This window comes from Bariatricus sp. HCP28S3_F11, assembly GCF_052065395.1.
Classification (GTDB): Bacteria; Bacillota; Clostridia; order Lachnospirales; family Lachnospiraceae; genus Allocoprococcus.
The window spans coordinates 1-23,779 of record NZ_JBQHUC010000024.1 but is presented as its reverse complement, the minus strand read 5'-3'; the positions used below and the strand labels follow the sequence as shown (position 1 = coordinate 23,779).

The window sequence follows — 23,779 nt, the reverse complement described above, 5'->3', positions numbered from 1 at the left end:
GGAGGCGTGAATTATGAAGAATAGAGAATTTCGTACTTTGATGGCAGTTGCGGTTATGACAGCTATGGTAGCCGGCGGGGTACAGGGAACCACGATGTATGCACAGGCAGCAGATGAGGCAAATGAAGTGAATTCCTTAGAGGTTTCTTCGGAAGAAGAAAAAGTACTGAAAAATGAAACGGTCTATGTAAAGCTTGATGCGAATGGAAAGAAGAAAACGGTTGAAGTGTCAGACCAGCTTAAAAATATTACAGATTTGACAACGCTTAAGGATATTTCCGATTTAAAGGATATTGTAAATGTCAAAGGTGATGAAACCTTTAAACAGAATGGTACCTCTTTGACCTGGGATGTAAACGGAAGTGATATCTGCTATCAGGGGACAACGGATAAGAAGCTTCCGGTTGGAATAGGAATCACTTACGAACTGGATGGAAAAAAAGTTTCGGCTGAAGAGCTTGAAGGGAAAAGCGGACATTTGAAAATTCGCTATGAGTACCAGAATTTGACCGGAAAAGACGGAGAAGATTACACTCCGTTTGCGATGGTGACGGGAGTAATCCTTGACGCGGATAAATTTACCAACGTTACAGTGACAAACGGGAAAATGATATCAGATGGAGAAAGAGAACTTGCAATTGGTATTGGTATTCCGGAAATGAAGGAAACTCTTGGTATTAGTGAACTGGATATTCCGGACTGTTTTGAAATAGAAGCCGATGTGACAGAGTATGAAGCGGTGGAAGGAATTTCAATTGCCACCAATGATATTTTTAATGAAGTAAGTACGGATAAATTCGACAGCTTGGATGATTTGAAGGATTCGATGTCGGAATTGCAAAGTGCTGCTGATAGGCTTGTAGAAGGCTCGGGAGAATTGAAAGACGGTTTGGATACACTTCTTGAATCTTCCGGTTTATTATTCCATGGGATTGGAGAACTTGCAGATGGAGGAAATCAGCTGGCCGCGGGAACAACGTCGCTTTCTTTGGGAGCTTCGGAACTGAAAGAAGGTGCCGGAACACTTGCGGCAGGAACCGGTGCCTTGTCATCGGGAGCGGGAACACTGGCGTCCGGAGCCCGGGGAGTTTCAGATGGAGCAAAGAGTACACTTGCGGGAATGAATCAGCTCTATGGCGGAATAGAAAGTCTTGATCAGGGAATTGCTTCGTTTGGGTCAGAAGCTTTGGCAGGTATCGCTCAGTTACGTGAAGGCGTAACTGCATTGCAAAATGGTATCGACAGTGCGGCAGAGGGCGCAAGTGCGCTTGCGGGAGGAATCGGTCAGGCAAAAGAGGCAGCGCAGAATTTGTCGCAGGCGACAACACAGCTCGCACAAAGTAGTTCTGCGGATTCGATAAGTGAGCAAATTGCGACGCTCATGCAGTTAAAAGAAAATTGTGAAGATGAGACCTTGAAGGAACAGCTTGGTGCAGTGATTTCTAATCTGGAGAGTATAAAGAGCAGCCTTGAAACTCAGCAGGCAACAGCGGCATTAATTGCATCTGGAATGAATGACCTTACATCCACGCTTGGCAGTGGAGAGGGTCAGCTTGGCGCAGGGGCCGCATCACTTGCAGCGACTCTGAATGAGCCTCTGAAGAATGGAGCGGCATCCGTGAACGAGGGAATGAATCAGATGGAGCTGTCGCTTGAAGCAGGAGTAGGAAGACTGAGCGAAGGAACCGGAATGTTGCTTGGTGGTGAAGATGGAAATGGAGGAGCCAAAGCACTTAAGAGCGGAATGAATGCTCTTGCTGACGGGGCACAGCAGGTAAGTGATGGCAGTGAGAGTTTGAGTGAGAATCTGAAAACGGCAGAAAACGGAGCAAATACTCTCAAGGCGGGAACGATAAGTCTTGCATCAGGCGCGGAGGAATTAATGAATGGTTCTGCGACGCTTTCGACCGGCCTTGAAACACTTAGGCAGGGCTCGGGAGAACTTGTAGAAGGTGTGACGAAACTGGATGAAGGAGCAGGAGAGCTACATGACGGAATGATCCGGTTTAACGAAGAGGGAATTGAAAAGCTTGTCTCCGCTTTTGGAGGGGATACAGAGGAACTTCTTGATAAATTAAATGATATGCTGGATGCTTCGAAGAAATATAAGAGTTTTACCGGAATTTCTGATGGAATGGATGGGGAAGTGAAATTTATATTTGTAATGGATAAGTAATACGATTTGGCCATGTGGCAGAAATTTGCCGCATGGCTGAAACCGTATTTGGGTGAACTGGTTCTCGATATTCTTTATGAATTCTGTTATAATAGACGGTAGATTCGGGTAAGGAGGACAATGAGAGAATGATATTTACAGAGAAAAGTCCGGAAAAAATCGTGAAAGAAGATCTGGATGCTGTTTATATAGGAAATTTAAATACAGTAGAAGCGGATCTGGATTTACCCTTGCAGGGGAAAAACGGTGCCAAGTTCCGGTGGGATAGTGGTGAAGAAAGATTTATTTCAGACGGAGGGAAGGTACATCGACCTCTTTATGGAATGGGGAATAGAAAAGTTATTCTGCGAGTAACAGCTTCTTGGGGTGGTTACAGTGAAGTTCGCGAGTTTGAGGTAACTGTGCTTCAGGAAAAACGTGAAACGATTATAACGAAGATTTATGAAGTGAAATGTGAAGTTACGATTGGTGAGAAAGCAGAACTCCCGTCGGTTGTAATCGCCGAAACTAAAGACGGCAGGACCTTGACGGTGCCGGTGAAATGGGAGCAAGTGAAGATGCCGGACAAAGAAGGGACAGCCTGCGTGAAAGGGACGGTAGAAGGGACAGGCAAAGAGGCGCATGCTTCTGTGCATTATAATCGAAAGAAAAAGGAAACTGTGGATGCACCGAAGAAAAAAGCGGAGTATGTTCCAATACGGCAGGTGCGCTTAAGTCCCGGAACTTTATATTATGAAAGACAGCAGGAAATGTTGGAATATCTTTTACATGTTGATGATGATCAGATGCTTTATAATTTCAGACAGGCAGCCGCTCTTGATACGAGAGGCGCACAGCCGATGACCGGATGGGACGAAGAAAGCTGCAAGCTGAAGGGGCATACGACAGGGCATTATTTATCCGGACTTGCCCTGGCATTTGGTGCGAGTGGGAATGCGGCTTTTCAGAAGAAAATTGATTATATGGTGTCTGAATTGGAAAAGTGTCAGATGGCAATGGCCAAATCCGGAAAATATCATAAAGGATTTCTGAGCGCGTATTCGGAAGAGCAATTTGATCTGCTGGAAAAATACACTCGCTACCCGGCAATCTGGGCTCCGTATTATACGCTTGACAAAATCATGTCCGGACTTTACGACTGTTACCAGATAGGTGGAAGTAAAAAGGCTATGAGCATACTTGCAGGAATGGGTGACTGGGTTTATGAACGACTTTCCCGTCTCCCGAAGGAAACTCTGGATAAGATGTGGTCCATGTATATCGCAGGAGAATTCGGCGGCATGCTGGGGACGATGGTAAAACTTTATCAGATTACTGGAAAAGAGGAACATTTGAAGGCGGCAAGGCTTTTTGCGAATGAAAAGCTGTTTTATCCGATGGAAGAAGGATGTGATACACTGGAAGATATGCACGCAAATCAGCATATCCCGCAGATTATGGGTGCGATGGATTTATTCCAGACCACAGGGGAAGAAAAATACTGGAAGATTGGAAAGAATTTCTGGGATATCGTTACAGGAGGCCATGTTTACTGCATTGGCGGAACCGGAGAGACAGAGATGTTCCATCGGGCGGGAACAACTTGCTCCTACCTGACAGAGAAGGCGGCAGAAAGCTGTGCAAGCTATAATATGCTGAGGCTCACATCGCAGATCTTCTCTTATACACTGGATGGAAGTATGATGGATTATTACGATAATACTCTTCGCAATCATATTCTTACATCCAGCAGCCATAAGGCAGATGGCGGCACGACGTATTTTATGCCTCTCGGACCCGGACAGTGCAAGGTGTACTCTACTACGGAGAACACATGCTGTCATGGGACAGGTATGGAAAGTCGCTTTCGTTATATGGAAAATATATACACATATAATAAGGAAGAAATCCTTGTTAATCTGTTCATAGATTCTGTCCTTGATGGTGAAGAAAAGCTTGAAATCAGCACTAACGAGTCAGATGGCATTGTGAAAATCTTGTGCGGAAAAAATATGGACAGACATTTGAAAATTCACATTCCGTCATGGGGAGTAGGACAATTTACAGTTTGGATTAATCAGACGGAAATAAGGAATAAGGCATTGGAAAAAGGATACCTTTCGATTCCGGAATATCTGAAAAAAGGTGACGAGATTTTGATTCATTTGCCTATGGAATTCCGAATTGTAGAACATGCATCGGATTCGAACTATGTTAATCTGGCATATGGTCCCTATATACTGGCTGCACAATCTGACAAAGGGGAATTTTTTGCACTCCCTAAATTGGAGAGGTTCCAACCGGAAAAAGAATCACTGCATTTTGAAGCTGACGGTATCAAGTTTATTCCGTTCCCGGAGATCGATGAAGAACAATATCATGTATATTTTCTGGCACCGGAAAAATAAAAAATGTATAAAGGTTGAAAATAAAGGCAGAATCTGATATATTGATACTGCTTTTATAAATAGAAGAAAAGACACGACCACAGTCGTGCCTTTTCTTTTTGGTATGTCATTGAGAGGTTTTTCCTCGTTGCCTTGCAGTCTTGTCTATATACAAAGCTGGGGAATGCTCCTCGAAAGAGGAAGTATATATAAATTGAGTTTTACCATCGCGGGATTATTCTTGGGGGAAACAATCGGCAATGATATAACTGCAACAGCAACCAATCGGTTTATACCTAATTGAAAAAATAAAAAAAGACGATATCCAACTTTCTTGGAAACCGTCCTTGGTTTATTGCTTTCGATTAAGTTGGTTACACTATAACACTTTATTGTGATGGTGTCAATAAGCGAAATGCAAAAAAATGTATTTTTATAAATGCATACGGTTGGTGGGATTGTACCTAAAAAAATACAATATTTTTCGGAAAAGCCTTGCAAATAAGAAAGATATCTTGTATACTGAAAAAGCTGTGACATGATAGCTGTGAAGCGTGAGGTTGCTGCCTGATATGGCAGGTTTTCCGTGGAGCGAATGTCAAGTTAGGAAACTGGCGACAAGTCACTGTACTGAATCATAACAGCCGCTGAGATGCGGTAACAACGTGTGAGTTTCTCACGACACACACGGGGAAGTGTACAGTCACCGCTTGTCGTACTGAGGTTTAAGTACGAAAAGGAGGCGACTTTTTTTATGGCAAGTCAAGTAATGAGAATCACATTGAAGGCATATGACCATCAGCTGGTTGATGCATCTGCCAAGAAAATCATCGAAACTGTAAAGAAGAATGGAGCACAGGTTAGCGGACCGGTACCGCTTCCGACAAAGAAGGAAGTTGTAACAATCTTAAGAGCGGTTCACAAATACAAATACTCCAGAGAACAGTTCGAACAGAGAACTCATAAGAGACTGATTGATATCATTGCACCGACACAGAAGACGGTTGATGCTCTTTCCAGATTGGAAATGCCGGCTGGTGTATATATTGATATCAAAATGAAAACAAAATAAGAACACAGTAATTCCTAAAATTTAGGATGAACATCAATCCGATGTTCCGCTGTAAATCACAGGAGGTAATTATAATGAAGAAAGCTATCTTAGCTACAAAAGTCGGAATGACTCAAATCTTCAACGAAGATGGAGTATTGACTCCGGTAACTGTTCTTCAGGCAGGTCCTTGTGTTGTGACACAGATCAAGACTGTTGAGAATGACGGTTACAGTGCTGTTCAGGTTGGATTCGTTGACAAGAAAGAAAAGATCGTTAACGTGGACAAGAACGGAAAGAAAGAAATCGTGCATAGACACGGTGTTACAAAAGCTGAAAAAGGACATTTTGACAAAGCTGGCGTAACAGGAAAAAGATTCGTAAGAGAATTCAAATTCGAGAACGCTGATGAATATCAGCTGGCTCAGGAAATTAAAGCTGACATCTTTGAGGCTGGCGACAAAGTTGACGCAACAGCAATTTCAAAGGGTAAAGGATTCCAGGGTGCAATCAAGAGACACAATCAGCACAGAGGACCTATGGCGCATGGCTCTAAATTCCATCGTCATGCAGGTTCAAACGGTGCTTGTTCTGACCCGAGCAAGGTATTCAAAGGAAAAGGAATGCCGGGACACATGGGAGCAAAGAGAATTACAGTTCAGAACCTTGAAGTTGTAAGAGTAGATGCTGAGAACAACCTGCTCTTAGTAAAAGGTGCCGTACCGGGACCAAAGAAATCTTTAGTAACTATTAAGGAATCTGTAAAATCTATCTAAGATTTGCACTAGGAAAGGAGGAACACACAGATGGCAAACGTATCTGTTTACAATATCGAAGGCAAAGAAGTTGGTACAATCGAACTGAACGACGCTATTTTCGGTGTAGAAGTTAACGAACATCTTGTACACATGGCAGTTGTTAACCAGCTTGCAAATAATCGCCAGGGAACGCAGAAAGCGAAAACTCGTTCTGAAGTTTCCGGTGGTGGAAGAAAACCGTGGAGACAGAAAGGTACCGGTCATGCGAGACAGGGATCTACAAGAGCTCCGCAGTGGACAGGCGGCGGCGTAGTATTCGCACCGGTTCCGAGAGACTATTCTTTCAAGATGAACAAGAAAGAAAAGAGAGCAGCTCTTAAGTCTGCGCTTACTTCCAGAGTAGAAGAAAACAAATTCATCGTAGTTGATGAGATGAATTTTGATGAAATCAAGACAAAGAAATTCCAGGCAGTATTAAACAACCTGTCAGTATCTAAAGCATTAGTTGTATTGGAAGATGGAAATGTGAATGCAGAACTTTCTGCAAGAAACATTGCTGATGTTAAGACAGCCAAAACAAATACAATCAATGTGTATGATATCCTGAAATACAACACAGTGATCGCTACGAAAGCTGCTGTTGAAGCGATTGAGGAGGTGTACGCATAATGGCAAACGTTCAGTATTATGATGTAATCCTTAAACCGGTAATTACAGAAAAAACAATGGAGCTTATGGCTGATAAGAAATACACGTTCTTAGTTCACACAGAAGCTACAAAGAATCAGGTGAAAGAAGCTGTTGAAAAAATGTTCCCGGGAACAAAAGTTGCCGGAGTGAATACAATGAATCTTGATGGCAAGACAAAACGTCGTGGCATGACATTTGGAAAGACAGCGAAAACAAAGAAAGCGATTGTTCAGTTAACAGAAGACTCAGCAGAGATTGAAATCTTCCAGGGACTGTAAGAACAAACTGATTAAACGGTGCAATTCCGTGACACTAATAATTAGAAGTAACGAAAGGAGATAGAGTAATGGGAATTAAAACATACCGCCCATATACACCATCCAGAAGACATATGACCGGTTCTGATTTCTCAGAAATCACAAAGACAACTCCGGAAAAATCCTTAGTTGTATCTTTGAATAAGACAGCCGGACGTAACAATCAGGGTAAAATTACTGTAAGACACCGCGGAGGCGGAGTTAAGAGAAAATATAGAATTGTGGATTTTAAACGTAAAAAAGACGGAATCCCGGCTACTGTAATCGGAATTGAATACGATCCGAACAGAACAGCTAACATCGCATTGATCTGTTATGCAGACGGCGAGAAAGCATACATCCTTGCACCGGAAGGACTTAAGGATGGAATGAAAGTTATGAACGGACCGGAAGCGGAAGTACATGTAGGAAACTGCCTGCCGCTCAGCTGCATCCCGGTTGGTACACAGATCCACAACATTGAGCTTCATCCTGGAAAAGGCGGACAGATGGTTCGTTCTGCAGGAAACAGTGCTCAGTTAATGGCTAAAGAAGGTAAATATGCAACACTTCGTCTTCCTTCAGGCGAAATGAGAATGGTTCCGATCGAATGCCGCGCATCAGTTGGTGTAGTTGGTAATGGTGATCACAACCTGGTAAATATTGGTAAAGCAGGACGTAAACGTCATATGGGTATCAGACCTACAGTTCGTGGTTCTGTAATGAACCCGAATGACCATCCACATGGTGGTGGTGAAGGTAAGACTGGAATTGGTCGTCCGGGTCCGTGCACACCTTGGGGTAAACCGGCACTTGGCCTTAAGACTCGTAAGAAAAACAAACAGTCTAATAAGCTGATCATCAGAAGAAAAGACGGTAGAGGAATCAAATAGTTAATTTTGAAGGAGGTTATAACCTATGGCTCGTTCACTTAAAAAAGGACCATTTGCAGATGCAAGTCTGCTGAAAAAAGTGGAAGCAATGAACGCATCAGGAGACAAGGGTGTTATTAAAACATGGTCTCGCCGTTCTACAATCTTCCCGATTATGGTTGGACATACAATTGCAGTTCATGACGGAAGAAAACACGTTCCGGTATATGTAACAGAGGATATGGTTGGACACAAACTCGGAGAGTTCGTTGCAACCAGAACCTATAGAGGACATGGAAAAGACGAAAAGAAATCCAAAGTTAGATAATATTTAACGTATTGAAAGGAGGTTTCATCCCATGGCAAAAGGACATAGAAGTCAAATTAAGAGAGAAAGAAATGCAAATAAAGACACCAGACCATCAGCTAAGTTATCTTACGCTAGAGTCTCTGTTCAGAAAGCATGCTTCGTATTAGATGCCATCAGAGGTAAGGATGTACAGACAGCGCTTGGTATTTTGACATATAACCCAAGATACGCTTCAAGCATTATAAAGAAATTATTAGAGTCAGCAATTGCTAATGCTGAAAACAACAATGGTATGAATGTTGAAAACCTTTATATCGAGGAATGTTACGCAAATAAAGGACCAACAATGAAGAGAATCAGACCGAGAGCACAGGGCAGAGCTTACAGAATCGAAAAGAGAATGAGTCATATTACACTTGTGCTGAATGAAAGATAAGGAGGACAATCATGGGACAGAAAGTTAATCCTCATGGCTTGAGAGTCGGTGTTATCAAAGACTGGGACTCAAAATGGTATGCAGAGAAAGATTTCGCTGATTACCTGGTAGAAGACCATAAAATCAGAGTATTTCTTAAAAAGAAATTATATAGTGCCGGTGTTTCTAAGATTGAAATCGAAAGAGCATCTGACCGTGTGAAGATTATTATTTATACTGCTAAACCGGGTGTCGTAATCGGTAAAGGCGGTTCAGAGATTGAAAAAGTAAAAGCTGAACTTAAGAAAATGACGGATAAAAAAGTTATCGTTGATATCAAAGAAGTGAAGAGACCGGATAAGGACGCACAGTTAGTAGCTGAGAATATTGCACAGCAGCTGGAAAACCGTATTTCATTCCGTCGTGCAATGAAGTCCTGCATGTCCAGAACTATGAAAGCAGGAGCGCTTGGTGTTAAGACTTCTGTATCAGGACGTCTTGGCGGAGCTGATATGGCTCGTACAGAGTTCTACAGTGAAGGAACGATTCCGCTTCAGACATTAAGAGCAGACATTGACTATGGCTTCGCTGAAGCAGACACAACTTATGGAAAAGTTGGTGTTAAGGTATGGGTATACAAAGGCGAAGTACTTCCAACAAAGGCAAGTAAGGAAGGGAGCGATAAATAATGTTAATGCCAAAAAGAGTAAAACGTAGAAAACAGTTCCGTGGCTCCATGAAGGGTAAAGCATTAAGAGGAAACAAGATCACGAACGGTGAATATGGTCTTGTGGCAATGGAACCATGTTGGATCAAATCCAATCAGATCGAAGCTGCCCGTATTGCTATGACACGTTACATCAAGCGTGGTGGTAAAGTTTGGATTAAGATTTTCCCGGATAAACCAGTAACAACAAAACCGGCTGAAACTCGTATGGGTTCTGGTAAAGGAACTCTTGAATACTGGGTAGCAGTTGTTAAGCCAGGACGTGTTATGTTTGAGCTGTCAGGAGTACCTGAAGAAGTTGCAAGAGAAGCACTTCGTCTGGCTATGCACAAGTTACCATGCAAATGTAAAGTCGTTTCTCGTGCAGATTTAGAAGGCGGTGATAACAGTGAAAATTAAGACATTCGTAGAAGATTTAAAAGCAAAATCAGTTGCGGAGCTGAACGAAGAATTAGTAGCTGCTAAAAAGGAACTCTTTAACCTGAGATTCCAGAACGCAACAAACCAGTTAGATAATACAAGCAGAATCAAAGAAGTCAGAAAGAACATCGCAAGAATTCAGACAGTGATTACTGAAAAAGGCAACGAATAAGCAGCGTAGCTTAGAGTGTTCTAGAAAGGAGCAAAACCGTGGAAAGAAACCTGAGAAAAACGAGAGTTGGTAAGGTTGTAAGCAACAAGATGGATAAGACAATCGTTGTTGCAGTAGAAGACCATGTAAAACATCCGCTTTACAATAAGATCGTAAAAAGAACTTATAAATTAAAAGCGCATGATGAAGAGAATAAATGCAATATTGGCGATAGAGTAAAAGTTATGGAAACAAGACCGTTATCGAAAGATAAGAGATGGAGACTTGTTGAAATCGTAGAAGAAGTTAAATAGTTTGGCTTTGAATAAGTATAAGGAGGTTTACCTGCATGATACAGCAAGAAAGCAGATTAAAAGTAGCTGACAACACAGGTGCTAAAGAATTACTCTGTATCCGTGTATTAGGCGGTTCTACAAGAAGATATGCAGCAATCGGCGATGTGATCGTTGCGTCTGTTAAAGATGCAACACCAGGCGGCGTTGTTAAAAAAGGTGATGTAGTAAAAGCTGTTGTAGTTCGTACTGTAAACAGCACACGTCGTAAAGATGGTTCTTACATCAGATTCGACGAGAATGCTGCAGTAATTATAAAAGATGACAAAAACCCAAGAGGAACTCGTATTTTTGGACCTGTAGCCAGAGAACTTCGTGAGAAACAGTTTATGAAAATTGTTTCCCTGGCTCCGGAAGTACTGTAAGGAGGTTCGAATATGTCAACAATGAAGATCAAGAAAGGTGATACTGTTAAAGTAATCGCCGGAAAAGACAAAGACAAAGAAGGCAAAGTAATCGCTGTTAATAAAAAAGACGGAACTGTCCTTGTGGAAAATGTTAACATGAGAACAAAACATACAAAACCGAGCGCTTCCAATCCGGAAGGTGGAATCATCCATCAGGAAGGACCGATCGATGCGTCCAACGTAATGTATGTGCACAAGGGAGAAGCCACAAGAGTTGGTTTTAAACTTGAAGGAGACAAGAAAGTTCGTTTTGCTAAATCAACAGGCGAAGTGATTGATTAATTCGAGGAAGGAGGTCCAGAGCTTTGAGTAGACTGAAAGAACAGTACCAGAATGAGATCGTTGATGCAATGATCAAGAAATTTGGTTATAAGAATATTATGGAAGTGCCAAAACTCGATAAAGTTGTAATCAACATGGGTGTTGGCGAAGCAAAAGATAATGCAAAAGCATTAGACTCAGCAGTAGCTGATATGGAAAAAATTACCGGACAGAAAGCGGTTCTTACAAGAGCTAAGAAATCTGTTGCTAACTTCAAAATCCGTGAAGGTATGGCAATTGGATGCAAGGTTACATTAAGAGGCGAGAAGATGTATGAATTCGTTGATCGTCTGATCAACCTTGCACTGCCGCGAGTTCGTGACTTTAGAGGAGTTAACCCGAACGCATTTGACGGAAGAGGAAATTACGCTCTTGGAATCAAAGAGCAGCTGATCTTCCCTGAAATCGAGTACGATAAAGTGGATAAAGTAAGAGGTATGGATGTTATCTTCGTTACAACTGCAAGAACTGACGAAGAAGCTCGTGAATTATTAACACAGTTCAACATGCCATTCACAAAGTAAGGAGGAAATTTTCATGGCAAAGACAGCAATGAAACTGAAACAGCAGCGCAAACAGAAATTCTCTACAAGAGAATACAATCGCTGCAGAATCTGCGGACGTCCACATGCATATTTAAGAAAATATGGAATCTGCCGTGTATGCTTCCGTGAACTGGCATACAAGGGTGAAATTCCGGGCGTTAAGAAAGCAAGTTGGTAGAAAAGGAGGACAATCCAGATGACTATGAGTGATCCAATTGCAGATATGCTTACAAGAATCCGTAATGCAAATACTGCAAAACATGATACAGTTGATGTTCCGGCATCTAAAATGAAAATCGCTATTGCAGATATTCTTCTGAATGAGGGATATATTGCAAAATACGATATCGTAGAAGAAGGCAGCTTCAACACAATCCGCATCACATTAAAATACGGTGCAGATAAAAATGAGAAAGTTATTTCTGGTCTGAAGAAAATCTCTAAACCGGGTCTTCGCGTTTACGCTGGTAAAGACGAACTCCCGAAGGTACTCGGAGGACTTGGAACAGCTATTATTTCTACAAATCAGGGAGTCATTACTGATAAAGAAGCAAGAAAACTTGGCGTAGGCGGAGAAGTTCTTTGCTTTATCTGGTAATATAAAGTAGCAACTGAAAACAGAATGAGCACAGCACTCATTCCGAGAATGTAAGTGTAGGAGGTAAAAGGCATGTCACGTATTGGAAGACATCCGGTAGCGATCCCGGCAGGTGTAACTGTTGAAATCGCAGAGAATAATGTAGTGACCGTTACAGGTCCAAAAGGAACTCTCGTTAGAGAACTTCCGGTTGAAATGGAAATCAAAAAAGAAGGCGACGAAGTTGTAGTAACAAGACCGAATGACTTAAAGAAGATGAAATCTTTACATGGTCTTACAAGAACTCTTATTAATAACATGGTGATTGGTGTAACAGAAGGTTATCAGAAAGTTCTTGAGATCAACGGTGTTGGTTACAGAGCAGCAAAATCTGGAAATAAATTAACATTGAGTTTGGGATACTCTCACCCGGTTGAGATGGAAGATCCAGAAGGAATTGAAACGGTTCTTGAAGGACAGAACAAAATCATCGTTAAGGGAATTAGCAAAGAAAAAGTTGGCCAGTATGCAGCTGAAATCAGAGATAAGAGAAGACCGGAACCTTACAAAGGTAAAGGTATCAAATATGCTGATGAAGTTATTAGACGTAAAGTTGGTAAGACTGGTAAAAAATAAGTAAGGAGAGTGTGAACAAATGGTTAGTAAAAAATCTAGAAGCGAAGTTCGTGAAAATAAGCATAGAAAATTACGCAACCGTTTCAGCGGAACAGCTGAAAGACCGCGTCTTGCTGTGTTTAGAAGTAATAATCATATGTATGCTCAGATCATTGACGATACTGTTGGAAATACTCTTGTCTCAGCTTCCACTCTTCAGAAAGATGTAAAAGCTGAACTGGAAAAGACCAACAACGTTGAAGCAGCAGCATACCTTGGAACTGTTATTGCAAAGAAGGCATTGGAAAAAGGTATTACAACAGTTGTATTTGACAGAGGTGGATTCATCTACCACGGAAAAATTAAAGCATTAGCAGACGCAGCTAGAGAAGCTGGTTTGAATTTCTAGTAAGGAGGCGCACACATGAAACAGGAACGTATTGATGCTAAACAGTTAGAACTTACCGAAAAAGTAGTATCAATTAAACGTGTTACCAAAGTTGTTAAGGGTGGTCGTAACATGAGATTCACAGCTTTAGTAGTTGTCGGAGATGGAAACGGCCATGTTGGTGCAGGTTTAGGAAAGGCAGCAGAAATTCCGGAAGCGATCCGCAAAGGAAAAGAAGATGCCATGAAGAAACTCATCACAGTAACATTAGATGAAAATGAAAGTATTACACATGACTATATCGGAAAATTCGGAAGTGCTTCTGTACTTCTGAAGAAAGCTCCGGAAGGTACCGGTGTTATCGCTGGTGGACCGGCTCGTGCCGTTATCGAGCTTGCCGGAATCAAGAACATTCGTACAAAATCTCTTGGTTCAAACAATAAGCAGAATGTAGTACTTGCTACAATCAATGGTTTAAGTGAACTGAAAGCTCCAGAAAAAGTAGCTAAACTTCGCGGAAAATCTGTTGAAGAGATTTTAGGCTAAGGAGGAGATTACAGATGGCAAATTTGAAAATCACATTAGTGAAATCTACAATCGGTGCTGTTCCGAAACATAAAAAAACAGTAGAAGCTTTAGGGCTGAGAAAAGTAAATAAAACAGTTGTATTGCCGGATAATGCTGCAGTCAGAGGAATGGTGCAGCAGGTAAGACATCTGGTAAAAGTTGAAGAAGAAGCATAAATCTTATAGATAAGGAGGTGTCACAATGGACTTATCAAATTTAAGACCTGCTGACGGAGCAAAACATAGCGATAATTTCAGAAGAGGCCGTGGACACGGTTCAGGAAATGGTAAGACAGCCGGAAAAGGACACAAAGGTCAGAAAGCCCGTTCTGGAGCAACCAGACCAGGTTTCGAAGGTGGTCAGATGCCATTATACAGACGTATTCCTAAGAGAGGTTTCACATGCAGAAACTCTAAGACAATCGTAGGAATTAATGTCAGTGCTTTAGAAGTATTTGAAAATGATTCAGTTGTTTCCGTTGAGACTTTGATCGAAGCAGGAATCGTTAAGAATCCTAGAGATGGTGTTAAAATTCTTGGAAATGGAGAGTTAACCAAAAAGCTTACTGTTCAGGCAGATGCATTTAGTGCAGGTGCTGTAGAAAAGATTGAAGCAGTTGGTGGAAAAGCAGAGGTGATCTAATGCTACAGACATTCCGTAAGGCATTTCAAATTGAAGATATACGGAAAAAAATACTGTATACCCTTGCGATGTTGTTTGTAGTACGCCTCGGGTCACAACTCCCTACCCCGGGAGTTGACCCGAACTACATTAAGGATTTCTTTGCAAATCAGACCGGTGAAACATTTAATTTCTTTAATGCTTTCACCGGTGGTTCTTTTGAACAGATGTCCGTTTTCGCATTGAGTATTACACCGTATATTACTTCTTCCATTATCATGCAGCTCCTCACAATTGCAATTCCGAAATTGGAAGAGATGCAGAAAGAGGGAGAAGACGGAAGAAAGAAAATTGCTACGATTACACGTTATGTAACAGTTGGTCTGGCTCTGATTGAATCAACTGCCATGGCAGTTGGTTTTGGACGTCGGGGACTTCTGGAAGAATACAATTTTGTAAATGCAGCAATCGTAGTTCTGACACTGACAGCTGGTTCTGCATTCTTGATGTGGATAGGTGAGAGAATTACGGAGAAGGGCGTAGGAAACGGAATTTCTATCGTTCTTTTAATTAATATTCTGTCGCGTGTACCAAGTGATCTGACTACGTTGTATGAAACTTTTGTCAAAGGTAAAGGCCTTGCAAAAGGTGGGCTTGCGGCGCTTATCATTCTGGCAATTATTCTTGCACTTGTAGTGTTTACAGTTGTGCTGCAGGATGCAGAAAGAAGAATTCCGGTTCAGTATTCTCAGAAAGTACAGGGAAGAAGAAGTGTTGGCGGACAGTCAACAAATATTCCGCTTAAAGTAAATACAGCAGGAGTTATTCCGGTTATTTTTGCTTCATCTATTATGCAGTTTCCAATTGTAATTGCTTCTTTTTTAGGAAAAGGCAATGGAACTGGCATTGGAAGTGAAATACTTCGTGGATTAAATTCAGGAAACTGGTGTAACCCGTCTCATCTTCAATATTCATGGGGATTGATCGTATACATTGCATTGACAGTATTTTTTGCATATTTCTATACGAGCATTACATTTAACCCACTTGAAATTGCGAATAATATGAAGAAAAGCGGCGGATTTATTCCAGGTATTCGTCCTGGTAAGCCTACTGTAGATTATCTGACGAAGATTTTAAATTATATTATCTTTATCGGTGCGTGTGGTCTTGTAATTGTGCAGGTGATTCCGTTCTTCTTTAATGGAGTATTTGGAGCGCAGGTATCGTTCGGTGGAACATCTTTGATCATTATTATTGGTGTTGTACTTGAAACTGTGAAACAAATTGAATCACAGATGCTCGTACGAAACTATACAGGATTTTTAAATAACAAAGGAAATGCAATGAAGAACAGTTTCCTTGGATTTTAGAACACAGTGGCTCGTTGTTGTTTATCATTACATAATAGATAAATTGCAACGAGCTATTTGAACATGTTAAAAAAGGAGGTAGCAGTATGAAGATTATTATGTTAGGTGCTCCTGGAGCAGGAAAAGGAACTCAGGCTAAGAAAATAGCGGCAAAATATGGAATTCCGCATATTTCAACCGGAGATATTTTCAGGGCAAATATCAAAAACGGTACGGAACTTGGAAAGAAAGCAAAGACTTATATGGATCAGGGACTTCTCGTTCCGGACGAACTTGTTGTGGATCTTGTAGTAGATCGTGTCAATCAAGAAGATTGTGAGAATGGATATGTACTTGACGGTTTTCCGAGAACAATTCCTCAGGCAGAAGCACTGGATAAAGCGCTTGCTGCCCAGGGACAGAAAATGGATTATGCTATCGATGTAGATGTTCCGGATGAAAATATTGTTCGCCGCATGGGCGGAAGACGCGCCTGTGTGGGATGTGGCGCTACATATCATCTTGAATATGCGCCGACCAGACAGGAAGGAATTTGTGATGTATGTGGCGGTGAATTAATTCTGCGTGATGATGATAAACCGGAGACTGTTCTGAAACGTCTTGGCGTATATCATGAACAGACACAGCCGCTGATCGAGTATTATACGAATCAAGGCATTTTAAAAACTGTAGATGGAACAGTAGATATGGAAGACGTATTTGCTGCCATTGTTTCTATCTTGGGAGAATAGCTCATGGCAATTACGATTAAATCAGAAAGAGAAATTGAACTGATGACCCAGGCCGGAAGGATTCTGGAAATCGTACATGAGGAGATGGAAAAAGCATTAAAGCCGGGAATGACAACACTGGACATTGATGCAATTGGAGAGGAAGTGATTCGCAGCTACGGCTGCGAACCTTCTTTCCTGAATTATAACGGGTATCCTGCATCTATCTGCGTATCGGTTAATGAAGAAGTTGTTCATGGAATTCCATCACGAAATCGGATCATTCAGGAGGGAGACATTGTAAGTCTGGATGCGGGACTTATTTATAAGGGGTATCATTCAGATGCGGCAAGGACGCATGCAGTAGGAGAAATCAGTGAAGAAGCAAAAAAACTGATCGAAGTGACCAGACAAAGCTTTTTTGAAGGAATAAAATATGCAAAAGAAGGCAATTATTTATTTGAGATTTCCGGTGCAATAGGAAGATATGCTGCCGGATTTGGTTATGGAGTAGTAAGGGAACTTTGCGGACACGGAATCGGAACCCACCTGCATGAAGATCCTGAAATCCCGAACTTTCCGATGATGAGACGCGGACCTAAATTAAAAGCCGGAATGACCCTTGCGATCGAGCCTATGATCAATCTTGGTACTGAGAAAGTCAGATGGCTGGATGATGATTGGACGGTTGTGACGCGAGATGGGAAGCTTTCGGCACATTATGAGAATACAGTGCTGATTACAAAGGGAGAGCCCATACTTTTGACACTTGGCGGCAAAATAAAGTAAGTCTGTGTAACATGATGAGGCGCGAAGATATGGAAAGATGGGAAGAAGGTATGCTTGCCAGGTCACTGGCGGGGCATGATAAAGAAAAAGTTTATGTCATTACTAAGATAGAAGATGCATATGTATATCTGTCAGACGGAAAAAACAGAAAAACAGATAATCCAAAAAAGAAAAAGAAAAAGCATGTGCAGCTTATTCGGATAAAACATGAAATTAATTCAGCAGATGATGAAAAAGTAAAAAGGATATTGAAAGAGTACAGTAAATCACTGACAGGAATGAAGGAGGAATCTTAATATGTCAAAGGCAGATGTAATTGAAATTGAAGGGACGGTTGTTGAAAAACTTCCAAACGCAATGTTTCAGGTAGAACTCGAAAATGGTCATCAGGTCCTGGCACATATCAGCGGAAAGCTTCGTATGAATTTTATTAAAATTTTACCGGGAGATAAAGTAACATTGGAACTTTCGCCATATGATTTATCAAAAGGAAGAATTATCTGGAGAGATAAGTAAAATAACTATTGACTTTATATTTTGTGTAATGCTATAATATTAGGCGAACTGCTGTCGGGTATTAATAGACAGTGGTGGGAAAATGCAAACTGGCAAGGTATGAAAGGAGGATTTGACATGAAGGTTAGATCATCAGTAAAACCGATTTGCGAAAAATGCAAAGTTATCAAGAGAAAAGGAAGCGTCAGAATTATCTGCGAAAATCCGAAACATAAACAGCGTCAGGGATAATGACGAATGTTTATAATGAATTAGGCGGCTGATAGCACGATACGCCTGGAAGTGTGTAGGGCGTTGGATGCTATTTCAAATATACAGGGAAACACCCCATCTGCCATAAAGCTAAAGCGGTGGTTTCAAGTATATTGCTTACAATACCGGCGGTCATTAGCCGATAGATCGGTTGCCGGAAAGGATGCGAATACCGACGCATCTGGGCTGGTATATCGGACAAGTCATGTAAGGTGAAGGAATGTCCGGTAGGGTGCTTTTGATAACGGGATACCCTCAGCCTCAATTTAAGACAGTATCAAAAAATGAATCAAATGGAGGAAATCACAAATGGCTCGTATTGCAGGTGTAGACTTACCAAGAGACAAACGTGTAGAAATCGGATTGACTTATATCTACGGAATCGGTAGAACAAGTTCAAACCGTATTCTTGCAGAAGCTGGAGTTAATCCAGATACCCGCTGCAGAGACTTAACAGATGACGAAGTTAAGAAAATCAGTGCAGTAATCGACGAAACTCAGATGGTAGAAGGTGATCTCCGCAGAGAGATCGCGCTGAACATCAAGAGACTTCAGGAAATCGGATGCTATAGAGGAATCCGTCACAGAAAAGGACTTCCTGTTCGTGGTCAGAAGACAAAGACGAATGCAAGAACAAGAAAAGGTCCGAAGAGAACAGTTGCAAACAAAAAGAAATAATTTGAGAAACAGATAACAGTATAATAGGAAAGTGTAGGTTAGTTTTATTATGGCTAAAAAAGTTACAAAAAAAGTGACAAAAAAACGTGTCAAGAAAAACGTTGAACGCGGACAGGCACATATCCAGTCATCTTTCAATAATACAATCGTTACTTTGACAGATGCTCAGGGAAATGCTTTATCATGGGCAAGTGCAGGTGGTCTGGGATTTAGAGGTTCAAGGAAATCTACTCCTTATGCAGCTCAGATGGCAGCAGAGACGGCAGCTAAAGCAGCTTTAGTTCATGGTCTTAAATCAGTAGATGTATTCGTAAAAGGACCTGGTTCAGGAAGAGAAGCAGCAATCCGTGCACTTCAGGCATGCGGAATTGATGTAACAAGCATCAGAGACGTAACACCGGTACCGCACAATGGATGCCGCCCACCGAAGAGAAGAAGAGTCTAGTCGAATTATTATAGGAGGATAAAGAGCATGGCAGTAAATAGAGTTCCGGTTCTGAAAAGATGCCGTTCATTAGGAATGGATCCGGTATATTTAGGAATTGATAAAAAGTCTAACAGACAGTTGAAAAGATCTAATAGAAAAATGAGCGAGTATGGTCTGCAGTTACGCGAGAAGCAGAAAGCTAAATTTATCTATGGTGTATTAGAGAAACCTTTCAGAAACTACTTTGAAAGAGCAGATCGTATGAAAGGTATGACAGGTGATAACCTGATGGTTCTTCTTGAATCAAGACTGGATAACGTAATTTTCCGTCTTGGATTTGCCAGAACAAGACGTGAAGCAAGACAGATTGTGGATCATAAGCATGTACTTGTGAATGGAAAACAGGTAAACATTCCATCATACCAGATCAAAGCCGGTGATGTTATCGAAATCAAAGAAGGAAAGAAGAGCCTTCAGAGATACAAAGACATTATGGAAGTGACTGCTGGACGCATGGTTCCAGATTGGCTTGAAGCAGATCCGGAAGCTTTAAAGGGAACGGTAAAAGAACTTCCGCTTCGCGAAGCAATTGATGTTCCGGTAGACGAAATGATGATTGTCGAGTTATATTCTAAATAAAACGCATTCATTTAAGAAGATGCAGTACTTAACGAACCTGATTTTCGGGTTCGTTAAGGTGCTGTTGAAAAGAATACCCGGCTATCCTGCAGGGAGGAGGGTCCGGGACAAAGCAACCCTCAACATTCAAAAACCCATAAGGAGGGACCAAAATAGTGTTTGATTTTAATAAACCAAATATTGAAATTACAGAAATTTCTGAAGATAAAAAATATGGCAGATTCGTAGTAGAACCTTTGGAAAGAGGATATGGTACGACGTTGGGTAACTCTTTGAGAAGAATTATGCTTTCTTCTTTACCGGGTGCAGCAATCAGCCAGATTAAAATCGACGGTGTACTGCATGAATTCAGCTCCATTCCTGGAGTTAAGGAAGATGTAACTGAAATCATCATGAATTTGAAATCCCTGGCAATCAAGAATACTTCCGAAACAGATGAACCGAAAACGGCTTATATTGAGTTTGAAGGTGAAGGTGTCGTAACGGGAGCAGATATTCAGGCTGATTCTGATATTGAAATCATGAATCCTGATACAGTGATTGCTACATTGAATGGCGGAACTGACAGCAAGCTTTACATGGAACTGACCATTACAAAGGGAAGGGGATATGTGGGCGCTGACAAGAATAAGACGGAAGATATGCCGATTGGCGTGATTCCGATTGATTCCATTTACACCCCGGTTGAACGTGTAAACCTTACAGTACAGAATACGCGTGTTGGCCAGATCACAGATTTTGATAAGCTTACGTTGGATGTATGGACTAATGGAACACTTTTGCCGGATGAAGCAGTCAGTCTGGCAGCAAAAGTACTCAATGAACATCTGAAATTATTTATTGATCTTTCTGAAGTAGCTCAGGCTGCAGAAGTTATGATTGAAAAAGAAGATGATGAAAAAGAAAAAGTACTTGAAATGAGTATTGATGAACTTGAACTTTCAGTACGTTCATACAATTGTCTGAAGAGAGCAGGTATCAATACGGTAGAAGAACTTACAAACAGAACGCCTGAAGATATGATGAAAGTTCGTAACCTCGGACGTAAATCACTCGAAGAAGTTCTGGCTAAATTAAAAGAACTTGGCTTGGAATTAAGTCAGGGAGAGGAATAGAGCATATGGCTCTGCCTTTCAGGTAACTATCTGGCTAGTAAGCCCGATGAAAGCATAACCAGATGGCATATCCCGGTAAGTCCAAAGAAGCACGTGATATGTCCCAAATAAATGGAGGATTAAGAAAATGGCAAAATATAGAAAACTTGGCAGAACATCAAGTCAGAGAAAAGCTTTATTAAGAAATCAGGTAACGATGTTACTTCAGCATGGAAAGATCAAAACAACAGAAGCTAAGGCAAAAGAAATCCGCAAGATTACAGAAGGCCTGATTGCTCTTGCTGTAAAAGAAAAAGATAATTATGAAGAAGTAACTATCAAAGCGAAAGTTGCAAGAAAAGACAAAGACGGAAAGAGAGTAAAAGAAGTTGTTGACGGTAAGAGAGTAACCGTTTACGATGAAGTTGAAAAGACAATCAAAAAGGATAATCCGTCACGACTTCATGCAAGACGTCAGATGCTCAAAGTTCTTTATCCTGTAACAGAAGTACCGACTGCTGCAGCAGGAAGAAGAAAAAATACGAAAGAAGTAGATCTTGTAGATAAACTGTTTACAGAAATTGCGCCGAAATATGCAGATCGTAATGGTGGATATACAAGAATTATTAAAATTGGACAGCGTAAAGGTGACGCTGCAATGGAAGTTCTTATCGAATTAGTATAGAACTTAACTATAAAAATGTGACCGCATATCATAATGATGTGCGGTCTTTTCAAATTTGAAATAATATTTGCGAAAGGGTGAACCTTGATGAAATGGAAAACAGCTGCTCTTATGACGGCAATATGTTTAGCCTTTGCAATTTCAAAAATTGGACTTGGATGCACTGGAGAACGAAGAAATGGAAGTGGACAGCAGGAAGAATTTGATTATCTAATAACGGTAGGAATGGTTCAGGGAGGAGAGGACTCTGCGTGGAAAGAGGCAAATACAGAATCTTTTCAATCAATCTTTACAGAGGAAAACGGATATAGATTTTTATTTAAGGATGCCGGAAATGATCAGGAAAAACAGATTGAGGCTATTCGTGCATTTGCGGAAGAAGGCGTGGACTATATTTTGTTGAATCCGGTTGCGGAAATGGGATGGGAAGAAGCACTGGAAGACGTAAAACGCGCTGGAAGTTCCGTTATTCTTGTCAATCAGCAGATTGATGAAAGCGATGCTTCTATGTATGAATGCTGGATTGGAAGTAACTATGAAGAACAAGGTAAACAGGCACTGAAATGGCTTGAAGATCATCTGGATAAAGAAGATAAAGCCGAGGACGAAGAAGAATTGGACATTGCGATGATTCAGGGGAGTATCGGTTCGCCGGAGCAAATGGAGAGAGCGGAAGGATATCAGAAAATACTCGGAAAGCATTCAAACTGGAGAATCGTAGGACAGCAAACAGCTGAAAATGATAGAACAACTGCAAAAGAAGTCATGTTGATGTTTCTTGAAAATGAGGATAAAATTGATGTTGTTATAGCGGAAAACGATCAAATGGCCATGGGCGTAATTGATGCACTGGGAGAAAAAAATATGAGTTCAGGACCGGACGGGGATGTCATTCTAATTTCTTTTGATGCGAGTAGAGAAGGCCTTGAAGCAGTGCAGGAAGGGAAAATCAATATATCTTTTGAATGTACACCTTTTCTCGCACCCAAAACAGCTGAAATTATTCAAAAATTAGAGGCAGGAATCAATATTGATAAAAAGCAATATGTGAAAGAAAGCTATTACGATATCAATAACGATCTTGAAGAAGTTATAGAAAAAAGATCATATTAAACTCTTTATTTCACATTCTTGACTACGAAGAACTGTATGCTTATAATATAACTAGCTTGTAAAATCATTTTGAGTATGAAAAAGGAGAATGTTAATATGAAAATAGGAGTTGCGAATGATCATTCTGCTGTTGACATGAAAAAACAGGTCGTCGAATACCTGGTTGAGAAAGGTTACGAAGTCATAAACTACGGAACAGATTCATATGAAAGCTGCAATTATCCCGAATACGGCGAAAAGATTGCGCATGCAGTTGTAAATGGAGAAGTTGAATTGGGAATTGCGATTTGCGGAACAGGTCTGGGAATTTCACTTGCTGCGAATAAAGTACATGGTATTCGGGCTGCCGTATGTTCGGAACCATATACAGCAAGAATGGCAAGAGAACATAATAATGCGAATATACTTGCATTTGGTGCAAGAGTCATTGGTATAGAGACTGCAAAGATGATTCTTGATGAGTGGCTGAATGCAGAATTCAAGGGCGGACGTCATCAGGATCGAGTGGATATGGTCATGGCGATTGAAGAACGACAATAGAATAGTAGTTGATATAGGAATAGAATATAAAAACTAAGCTGCAGAGCATCTGGAAAATATAAGAGAGATGTTTTGTGGCTTTTTTAATAGAATTGTTTTGTATGTATGGATTAATACAGATTTTCTTAATAATATCATGTCAAGTAAAAAAAACGTAGAAATAATACTATAGTTTTTGTACATATTTTGATGTATTGCCGCGAAAAAAATAAAATATGTATACATATGCAAATTCCGGCTCATCTGACCACGCATTCCGCTAAGAGCTGATCAGTCTTTCCGGATGTAACTGAACGCGTTTCCGCTTCAGCTGATCAATAAGTTTTCAACGTGTTAT

The 23,779-nt window shown here is 40.9% G+C and carries 36 protein-coding genes; all 36 read left to right on the top strand.

Features of this window, described 5'->3' with window-relative positions:
* The first annotated feature begins 13 nt into the window (after positions 1-13).
* On the top strand, positions 14-2,176 hold the full coding sequence (locus tag ACTNBR_RS11370; protein WP_441018342.1) for a hypothetical protein: 2,163 nt from the start codon (positions 14-16) through the stop codon (positions 2,174-2,176).
* A 128-nt stretch (positions 2,177-2,304) separates the two neighbouring features.
* Positions 2,305-4,563 (top strand): beta-L-arabinofuranosidase domain-containing protein, encoded by a 2,259-nt coding sequence (locus ACTNBR_RS11365; protein ID WP_441018344.1) that lies wholly within the window; start codon positions 2,305-2,307, stop codon positions 4,561-4,563.
* Between the two features lie 733 nt (positions 4,564-5,296).
* Positions 5,297-5,614, top strand: a complete 318-nt coding sequence (rpsJ, locus tag ACTNBR_RS11360) for a 30S ribosomal protein S10 (RefSeq protein ID WP_427818798.1) — start codon at positions 5,297-5,299, stop codon at positions 5,612-5,614.
* A 74-nt stretch (positions 5,615-5,688) separates the two neighbouring features.
* Entirely contained in the window at positions 5,689-6,369 is a 681-nt protein-coding gene (rplC, locus tag ACTNBR_RS11355) for a 50S ribosomal protein L3 (RefSeq protein WP_427806689.1), read from the top strand.
* A 30-nt stretch (positions 6,370-6,399) separates the two neighbouring features.
* Positions 6,400-7,020 (top strand): 50S ribosomal protein L4, encoded by a 621-nt coding sequence (gene rplD / locus ACTNBR_RS11350; RefSeq protein ID WP_427806690.1) that lies wholly within the window; start codon positions 6,400-6,402, stop codon positions 7,018-7,020.
* On the top strand, positions 7,020-7,319 hold the full coding sequence (gene rplW, locus ACTNBR_RS11345) for a 50S ribosomal protein L23 (RefSeq protein WP_427806691.1): 300 nt from the start codon (positions 7,020-7,022) through the stop codon (positions 7,317-7,319). Before rplD ends, rplW begins: the two co-directional genes overlap by 1 nt.
* 68 nt (positions 7,320-7,387) lie before the next feature.
* Positions 7,388-8,230 carry a 50S ribosomal protein L2 gene (rplB, locus tag ACTNBR_RS11340; protein WP_427806692.1) on the top strand — a complete coding sequence of 281 codons (843 nt, stop codon included), beginning with the start codon at positions 7,388-7,390 and terminating at the stop codon, positions 8,228-8,230.
* Positions 8,231-8,255: 25 nt separating this feature from the next.
* Entirely contained in the window at positions 8,256-8,537 is a 282-nt protein-coding gene (gene rpsS / locus ACTNBR_RS11335; RefSeq protein WP_008372528.1) for a 30S ribosomal protein S19, read from the top strand.
* 31 nt (positions 8,538-8,568) lie between these two features.
* Positions 8,569-8,955: a 50S ribosomal protein L22 gene (gene rplV / locus ACTNBR_RS11330; protein WP_427806693.1), complete on the top strand. Its 387-nt coding sequence runs from the start codon at positions 8,569-8,571 to the stop codon at positions 8,953-8,955.
* An 11-nt stretch (positions 8,956-8,966) separates the two neighbouring features.
* Complete coding sequence (gene rpsC / locus ACTNBR_RS11325) at positions 8,967-9,623, top strand: 30S ribosomal protein S3 (protein ID WP_441018346.1); 657 nt, start codon at positions 8,967-8,969, stop codon at positions 9,621-9,623.
* On the top strand, positions 9,623-10,060 hold the full coding sequence (rplP, locus tag ACTNBR_RS11320; protein WP_427806696.1) for a 50S ribosomal protein L16: 438 nt from the start codon (positions 9,623-9,625) through the stop codon (positions 10,058-10,060). Before rpsC ends, rplP begins: the two co-directional genes overlap by 1 nt.
* Entirely contained in the window at positions 10,050-10,253 is a 204-nt protein-coding gene (gene rpmC, locus ACTNBR_RS11315; protein WP_427806697.1) for a 50S ribosomal protein L29, read from the top strand. Before rplP ends, rpmC begins: the two co-directional genes overlap by 11 nt.
* Positions 10,254-10,291: 38 nt before the next feature.
* Entirely contained in the window at positions 10,292-10,546 is a 255-nt protein-coding gene (rpsQ, locus tag ACTNBR_RS11310; protein ID WP_427806698.1) for a 30S ribosomal protein S17, read from the top strand.
* A gap of 35 nt (positions 10,547-10,581) precedes the next feature.
* On the top strand, positions 10,582-10,950 hold the full coding sequence (gene rplN / locus ACTNBR_RS11305; protein ID WP_427806699.1) for a 50S ribosomal protein L14: 369 nt from the start codon (positions 10,582-10,584) through the stop codon (positions 10,948-10,950).
* A 12-nt stretch (positions 10,951-10,962) separates the two neighbouring features.
* The gene (rplX, locus tag ACTNBR_RS11300) at positions 10,963-11,274 is read left to right on the top strand and encodes a 50S ribosomal protein L24 (RefSeq protein ID WP_427806700.1); all 312 of its coding nucleotides are present in this window, start codon (positions 10,963-10,965) and stop codon (positions 11,272-11,274) included.
* 23 nt (positions 11,275-11,297) lie between these two features.
* Positions 11,298-11,837: a 50S ribosomal protein L5 gene (gene rplE, locus ACTNBR_RS11295; RefSeq protein ID WP_427806701.1), complete on the top strand. Its 540-nt coding sequence runs from the start codon at positions 11,298-11,300 to the stop codon at positions 11,835-11,837.
* A gap of 13 nt (positions 11,838-11,850) precedes the next feature.
* Complete coding sequence (locus ACTNBR_RS11290; protein ID WP_008372546.1) at positions 11,851-12,036, top strand: type Z 30S ribosomal protein S14; 186 nt, start codon at positions 11,851-11,853, stop codon at positions 12,034-12,036.
* 18 nt (positions 12,037-12,054) lie between these two features.
* On the top strand, positions 12,055-12,456 hold the full coding sequence (gene rpsH / locus ACTNBR_RS11285) for a 30S ribosomal protein S8 (protein ID WP_427806702.1): 402 nt from the start codon (positions 12,055-12,057) through the stop codon (positions 12,454-12,456).
* A 72-nt stretch (positions 12,457-12,528) separates the two neighbouring features.
* Positions 12,529-13,071, top strand: coding sequence for a 50S ribosomal protein L6 (gene rplF / locus ACTNBR_RS11280; RefSeq protein WP_427806703.1), 543 nt, complete (start codon positions 12,529-12,531; stop codon positions 13,069-13,071).
* A 19-nt stretch (positions 13,072-13,090) separates the two neighbouring features.
* Positions 13,091-13,459: a 50S ribosomal protein L18 gene (gene rplR, locus ACTNBR_RS11275; RefSeq protein ID WP_427806704.1), complete on the top strand. Its 369-nt coding sequence runs from the start codon at positions 13,091-13,093 to the stop codon at positions 13,457-13,459.
* 15 nt (positions 13,460-13,474) lie between these two features.
* The gene (rpsE, locus tag ACTNBR_RS11270) at positions 13,475-13,984 is read left to right on the top strand and encodes a 30S ribosomal protein S5 (RefSeq protein ID WP_427806705.1); all 510 of its coding nucleotides are present in this window, start codon (positions 13,475-13,477) and stop codon (positions 13,982-13,984) included.
* A 14-nt stretch (positions 13,985-13,998) separates the two neighbouring features.
* A complete protein-coding gene (rpmD, locus tag ACTNBR_RS11265) occupies positions 13,999-14,181 on the top strand; it encodes a 50S ribosomal protein L30 (RefSeq protein ID WP_427806706.1) in 183 nt (60 codons plus the stop codon).
* Between the two features lie 25 nt (positions 14,182-14,206).
* Entirely contained in the window at positions 14,207-14,647 is a 441-nt protein-coding gene (gene rplO / locus ACTNBR_RS11260; protein WP_427806707.1) for a 50S ribosomal protein L15, read from the top strand.
* Entirely contained in the window at positions 14,647-15,999 is a 1,353-nt protein-coding gene (secY, locus tag ACTNBR_RS11255) for a preprotein translocase subunit SecY (protein WP_427806708.1), read from the top strand. Before rplO ends, secY begins: the two co-directional genes overlap by 1 nt.
* Before the next feature lie 86 nt (positions 16,000-16,085).
* Positions 16,086-16,730, top strand: a complete 645-nt coding sequence (locus ACTNBR_RS11250) for an adenylate kinase (protein WP_427806709.1) — start codon at positions 16,086-16,088, stop codon at positions 16,728-16,730.
* A gap of 3 nt (positions 16,731-16,733) precedes the next feature.
* Positions 16,734-17,498, top strand: a complete 765-nt coding sequence (map, locus tag ACTNBR_RS11245; protein ID WP_427806710.1) for a type I methionyl aminopeptidase — start codon at positions 16,734-16,736, stop codon at positions 17,496-17,498.
* A 29-nt stretch (positions 17,499-17,527) separates the two neighbouring features.
* Positions 17,528-17,794: a KOW domain-containing RNA-binding protein gene (locus tag ACTNBR_RS11240; protein WP_427806711.1), complete on the top strand. Its 267-nt coding sequence runs from the start codon at positions 17,528-17,530 to the stop codon at positions 17,792-17,794.
* Between the two features lies 1 nt (position 17,795).
* On the top strand, positions 17,796-18,014 hold the full coding sequence (gene infA, locus ACTNBR_RS11235; RefSeq protein WP_004607275.1) for a translation initiation factor IF-1: 219 nt from the start codon (positions 17,796-17,798) through the stop codon (positions 18,012-18,014).
* 117 nt (positions 18,015-18,131) lie between these two features.
* Positions 18,132-18,245 carry a 50S ribosomal protein L36 gene (gene rpmJ, locus ACTNBR_RS11230; protein ID WP_005339020.1) on the top strand — a complete coding sequence of 38 codons (114 nt, stop codon included), beginning with the start codon at positions 18,132-18,134 and terminating at the stop codon, positions 18,243-18,245.
* A 330-nt stretch (positions 18,246-18,575) separates the two neighbouring features.
* Positions 18,576-18,944, top strand: coding sequence for a 30S ribosomal protein S13 (rpsM, locus tag ACTNBR_RS11225; protein ID WP_427806712.1), 369 nt, complete (start codon positions 18,576-18,578; stop codon positions 18,942-18,944).
* Between the two features lie 49 nt (positions 18,945-18,993).
* The gene (gene rpsK / locus ACTNBR_RS11220; protein ID WP_016223756.1) at positions 18,994-19,389 is read left to right on the top strand and encodes a 30S ribosomal protein S11; all 396 of its coding nucleotides are present in this window, start codon (positions 18,994-18,996) and stop codon (positions 19,387-19,389) included.
* A 27-nt stretch (positions 19,390-19,416) separates the two neighbouring features.
* Positions 19,417-20,010 carry a 30S ribosomal protein S4 gene (gene rpsD / locus ACTNBR_RS11215; protein ID WP_427806713.1) on the top strand — a complete coding sequence of 198 codons (594 nt, stop codon included), beginning with the start codon at positions 19,417-19,419 and terminating at the stop codon, positions 20,008-20,010.
* A gap of 155 nt (positions 20,011-20,165) precedes the next feature.
* Positions 20,166-21,125 (top strand): DNA-directed RNA polymerase subunit alpha, encoded by a 960-nt coding sequence (locus ACTNBR_RS11210; protein WP_427806714.1) that lies wholly within the window; start codon positions 20,166-20,168, stop codon positions 21,123-21,125.
* Between the two features lie 127 nt (positions 21,126-21,252).
* Positions 21,253-21,789, top strand: a complete 537-nt coding sequence (locus ACTNBR_RS11205) for a bL17 family ribosomal protein (protein ID WP_427806715.1) — start codon at positions 21,253-21,255, stop codon at positions 21,787-21,789.
* Between the two features lie 87 nt (positions 21,790-21,876).
* On the top strand, positions 21,877-22,902 hold the full coding sequence (locus tag ACTNBR_RS11200) for a substrate-binding domain-containing protein (protein WP_441018348.1): 1,026 nt from the start codon (positions 21,877-21,879) through the stop codon (positions 22,900-22,902).
* Positions 22,903-22,998: 96 nt separating this feature from the next.
* The gene (gene rpiB / locus ACTNBR_RS11195) at positions 22,999-23,442 is read left to right on the top strand and encodes a ribose 5-phosphate isomerase B (protein WP_441018350.1); all 444 of its coding nucleotides are present in this window, start codon (positions 22,999-23,001) and stop codon (positions 23,440-23,442) included.
* Positions 23,443-23,779 lie beyond the last annotated feature (337 nt).

Coding starts and splice junctions, on each gene's coding strand:
- ACTNBR_RS11370 (WP_441018342.1), top strand. CDS start 14: ATGAAGAATAGAGAATTTCGTACTTTGATGGCAGTTGCGGTTATGACA.
- ACTNBR_RS11365 (WP_441018344.1), top strand. CDS start 2,305: ATGATATTTACAGAGAAAAGTCCGGAAAAAATCGTGAAAGAAGATCTG.
- rpsJ (WP_427818798.1), top strand. CDS start 5,297: ATGGCAAGTCAAGTAATGAGAATCACATTGAAGGCATATGACCATCAG.
- rplC (WP_427806689.1), top strand. CDS start 5,689: ATGAAGAAAGCTATCTTAGCTACAAAAGTCGGAATGACTCAAATCTTC.
- rplD (WP_427806690.1), top strand. CDS start 6,400: ATGGCAAACGTATCTGTTTACAATATCGAAGGCAAAGAAGTTGGTACA.
- rplW (WP_427806691.1), top strand. CDS start 7,020: ATGGCAAACGTTCAGTATTATGATGTAATCCTTAAACCGGTAATTACA.
- rplB (WP_427806692.1), top strand. CDS start 7,388: ATGGGAATTAAAACATACCGCCCATATACACCATCCAGAAGACATATG.
- rpsS (WP_008372528.1), top strand. CDS start 8,256: ATGGCTCGTTCACTTAAAAAAGGACCATTTGCAGATGCAAGTCTGCTG.
- rplV (WP_427806693.1), top strand. CDS start 8,569: ATGGCAAAAGGACATAGAAGTCAAATTAAGAGAGAAAGAAATGCAAAT.
- rpsC (WP_441018346.1), top strand. CDS start 8,967: ATGGGACAGAAAGTTAATCCTCATGGCTTGAGAGTCGGTGTTATCAAA.
- rplP (WP_427806696.1), top strand. CDS start 9,623: ATGTTAATGCCAAAAAGAGTAAAACGTAGAAAACAGTTCCGTGGCTCC.
- rplN (WP_427806699.1), top strand. CDS start 10,582: ATGATACAGCAAGAAAGCAGATTAAAAGTAGCTGACAACACAGGTGCT.
- rplX (WP_427806700.1), top strand. CDS start 10,963: ATGTCAACAATGAAGATCAAGAAAGGTGATACTGTTAAAGTAATCGCC.
- ACTNBR_RS11290 (WP_008372546.1), top strand. CDS start 11,851: ATGGCAAAGACAGCAATGAAACTGAAACAGCAGCGCAAACAGAAATTC.
- rpsH (WP_427806702.1), top strand. CDS start 12,055: ATGACTATGAGTGATCCAATTGCAGATATGCTTACAAGAATCCGTAAT.
- rplF (WP_427806703.1), top strand. CDS start 12,529: ATGTCACGTATTGGAAGACATCCGGTAGCGATCCCGGCAGGTGTAACT.
- rplR (WP_427806704.1), top strand. CDS start 13,091: ATGGTTAGTAAAAAATCTAGAAGCGAAGTTCGTGAAAATAAGCATAGA.
- rpsE (WP_427806705.1), top strand. CDS start 13,475: ATGAAACAGGAACGTATTGATGCTAAACAGTTAGAACTTACCGAAAAA.
- rpmD (WP_427806706.1), top strand. CDS start 13,999: ATGGCAAATTTGAAAATCACATTAGTGAAATCTACAATCGGTGCTGTT.
- rplO (WP_427806707.1), top strand. CDS start 14,207: ATGGACTTATCAAATTTAAGACCTGCTGACGGAGCAAAACATAGCGAT.
- secY (WP_427806708.1), top strand. CDS start 14,647: ATGCTACAGACATTCCGTAAGGCATTTCAAATTGAAGATATACGGAAA.
- ACTNBR_RS11250 (WP_427806709.1), top strand. CDS start 16,086: ATGAAGATTATTATGTTAGGTGCTCCTGGAGCAGGAAAAGGAACTCAG.
- map (WP_427806710.1), top strand. CDS start 16,734: ATGGCAATTACGATTAAATCAGAAAGAGAAATTGAACTGATGACCCAG.
- ACTNBR_RS11240 (WP_427806711.1), top strand. CDS start 17,528: ATGGAAAGATGGGAAGAAGGTATGCTTGCCAGGTCACTGGCGGGGCAT.
- infA (WP_004607275.1), top strand. CDS start 17,796: ATGTCAAAGGCAGATGTAATTGAAATTGAAGGGACGGTTGTTGAAAAA.
- rpmJ (WP_005339020.1), top strand. CDS start 18,132: ATGAAGGTTAGATCATCAGTAAAACCGATTTGCGAAAAATGCAAAGTT.
- rpsM (WP_427806712.1), top strand. CDS start 18,576: ATGGCTCGTATTGCAGGTGTAGACTTACCAAGAGACAAACGTGTAGAA.
- rpsK (WP_016223756.1), top strand. CDS start 18,994: ATGGCTAAAAAAGTTACAAAAAAAGTGACAAAAAAACGTGTCAAGAAA.
- rpsD (WP_427806713.1), top strand. CDS start 19,417: ATGGCAGTAAATAGAGTTCCGGTTCTGAAAAGATGCCGTTCATTAGGA.
- ACTNBR_RS11205 (WP_427806715.1), top strand. CDS start 21,253: ATGGCAAAATATAGAAAACTTGGCAGAACATCAAGTCAGAGAAAAGCT.
- ACTNBR_RS11200 (WP_441018348.1), top strand. CDS start 21,877: ATGAAATGGAAAACAGCTGCTCTTATGACGGCAATATGTTTAGCCTTT.
- rpiB (WP_441018350.1), top strand. CDS start 22,999: ATGAAAATAGGAGTTGCGAATGATCATTCTGCTGTTGACATGAAAAAA.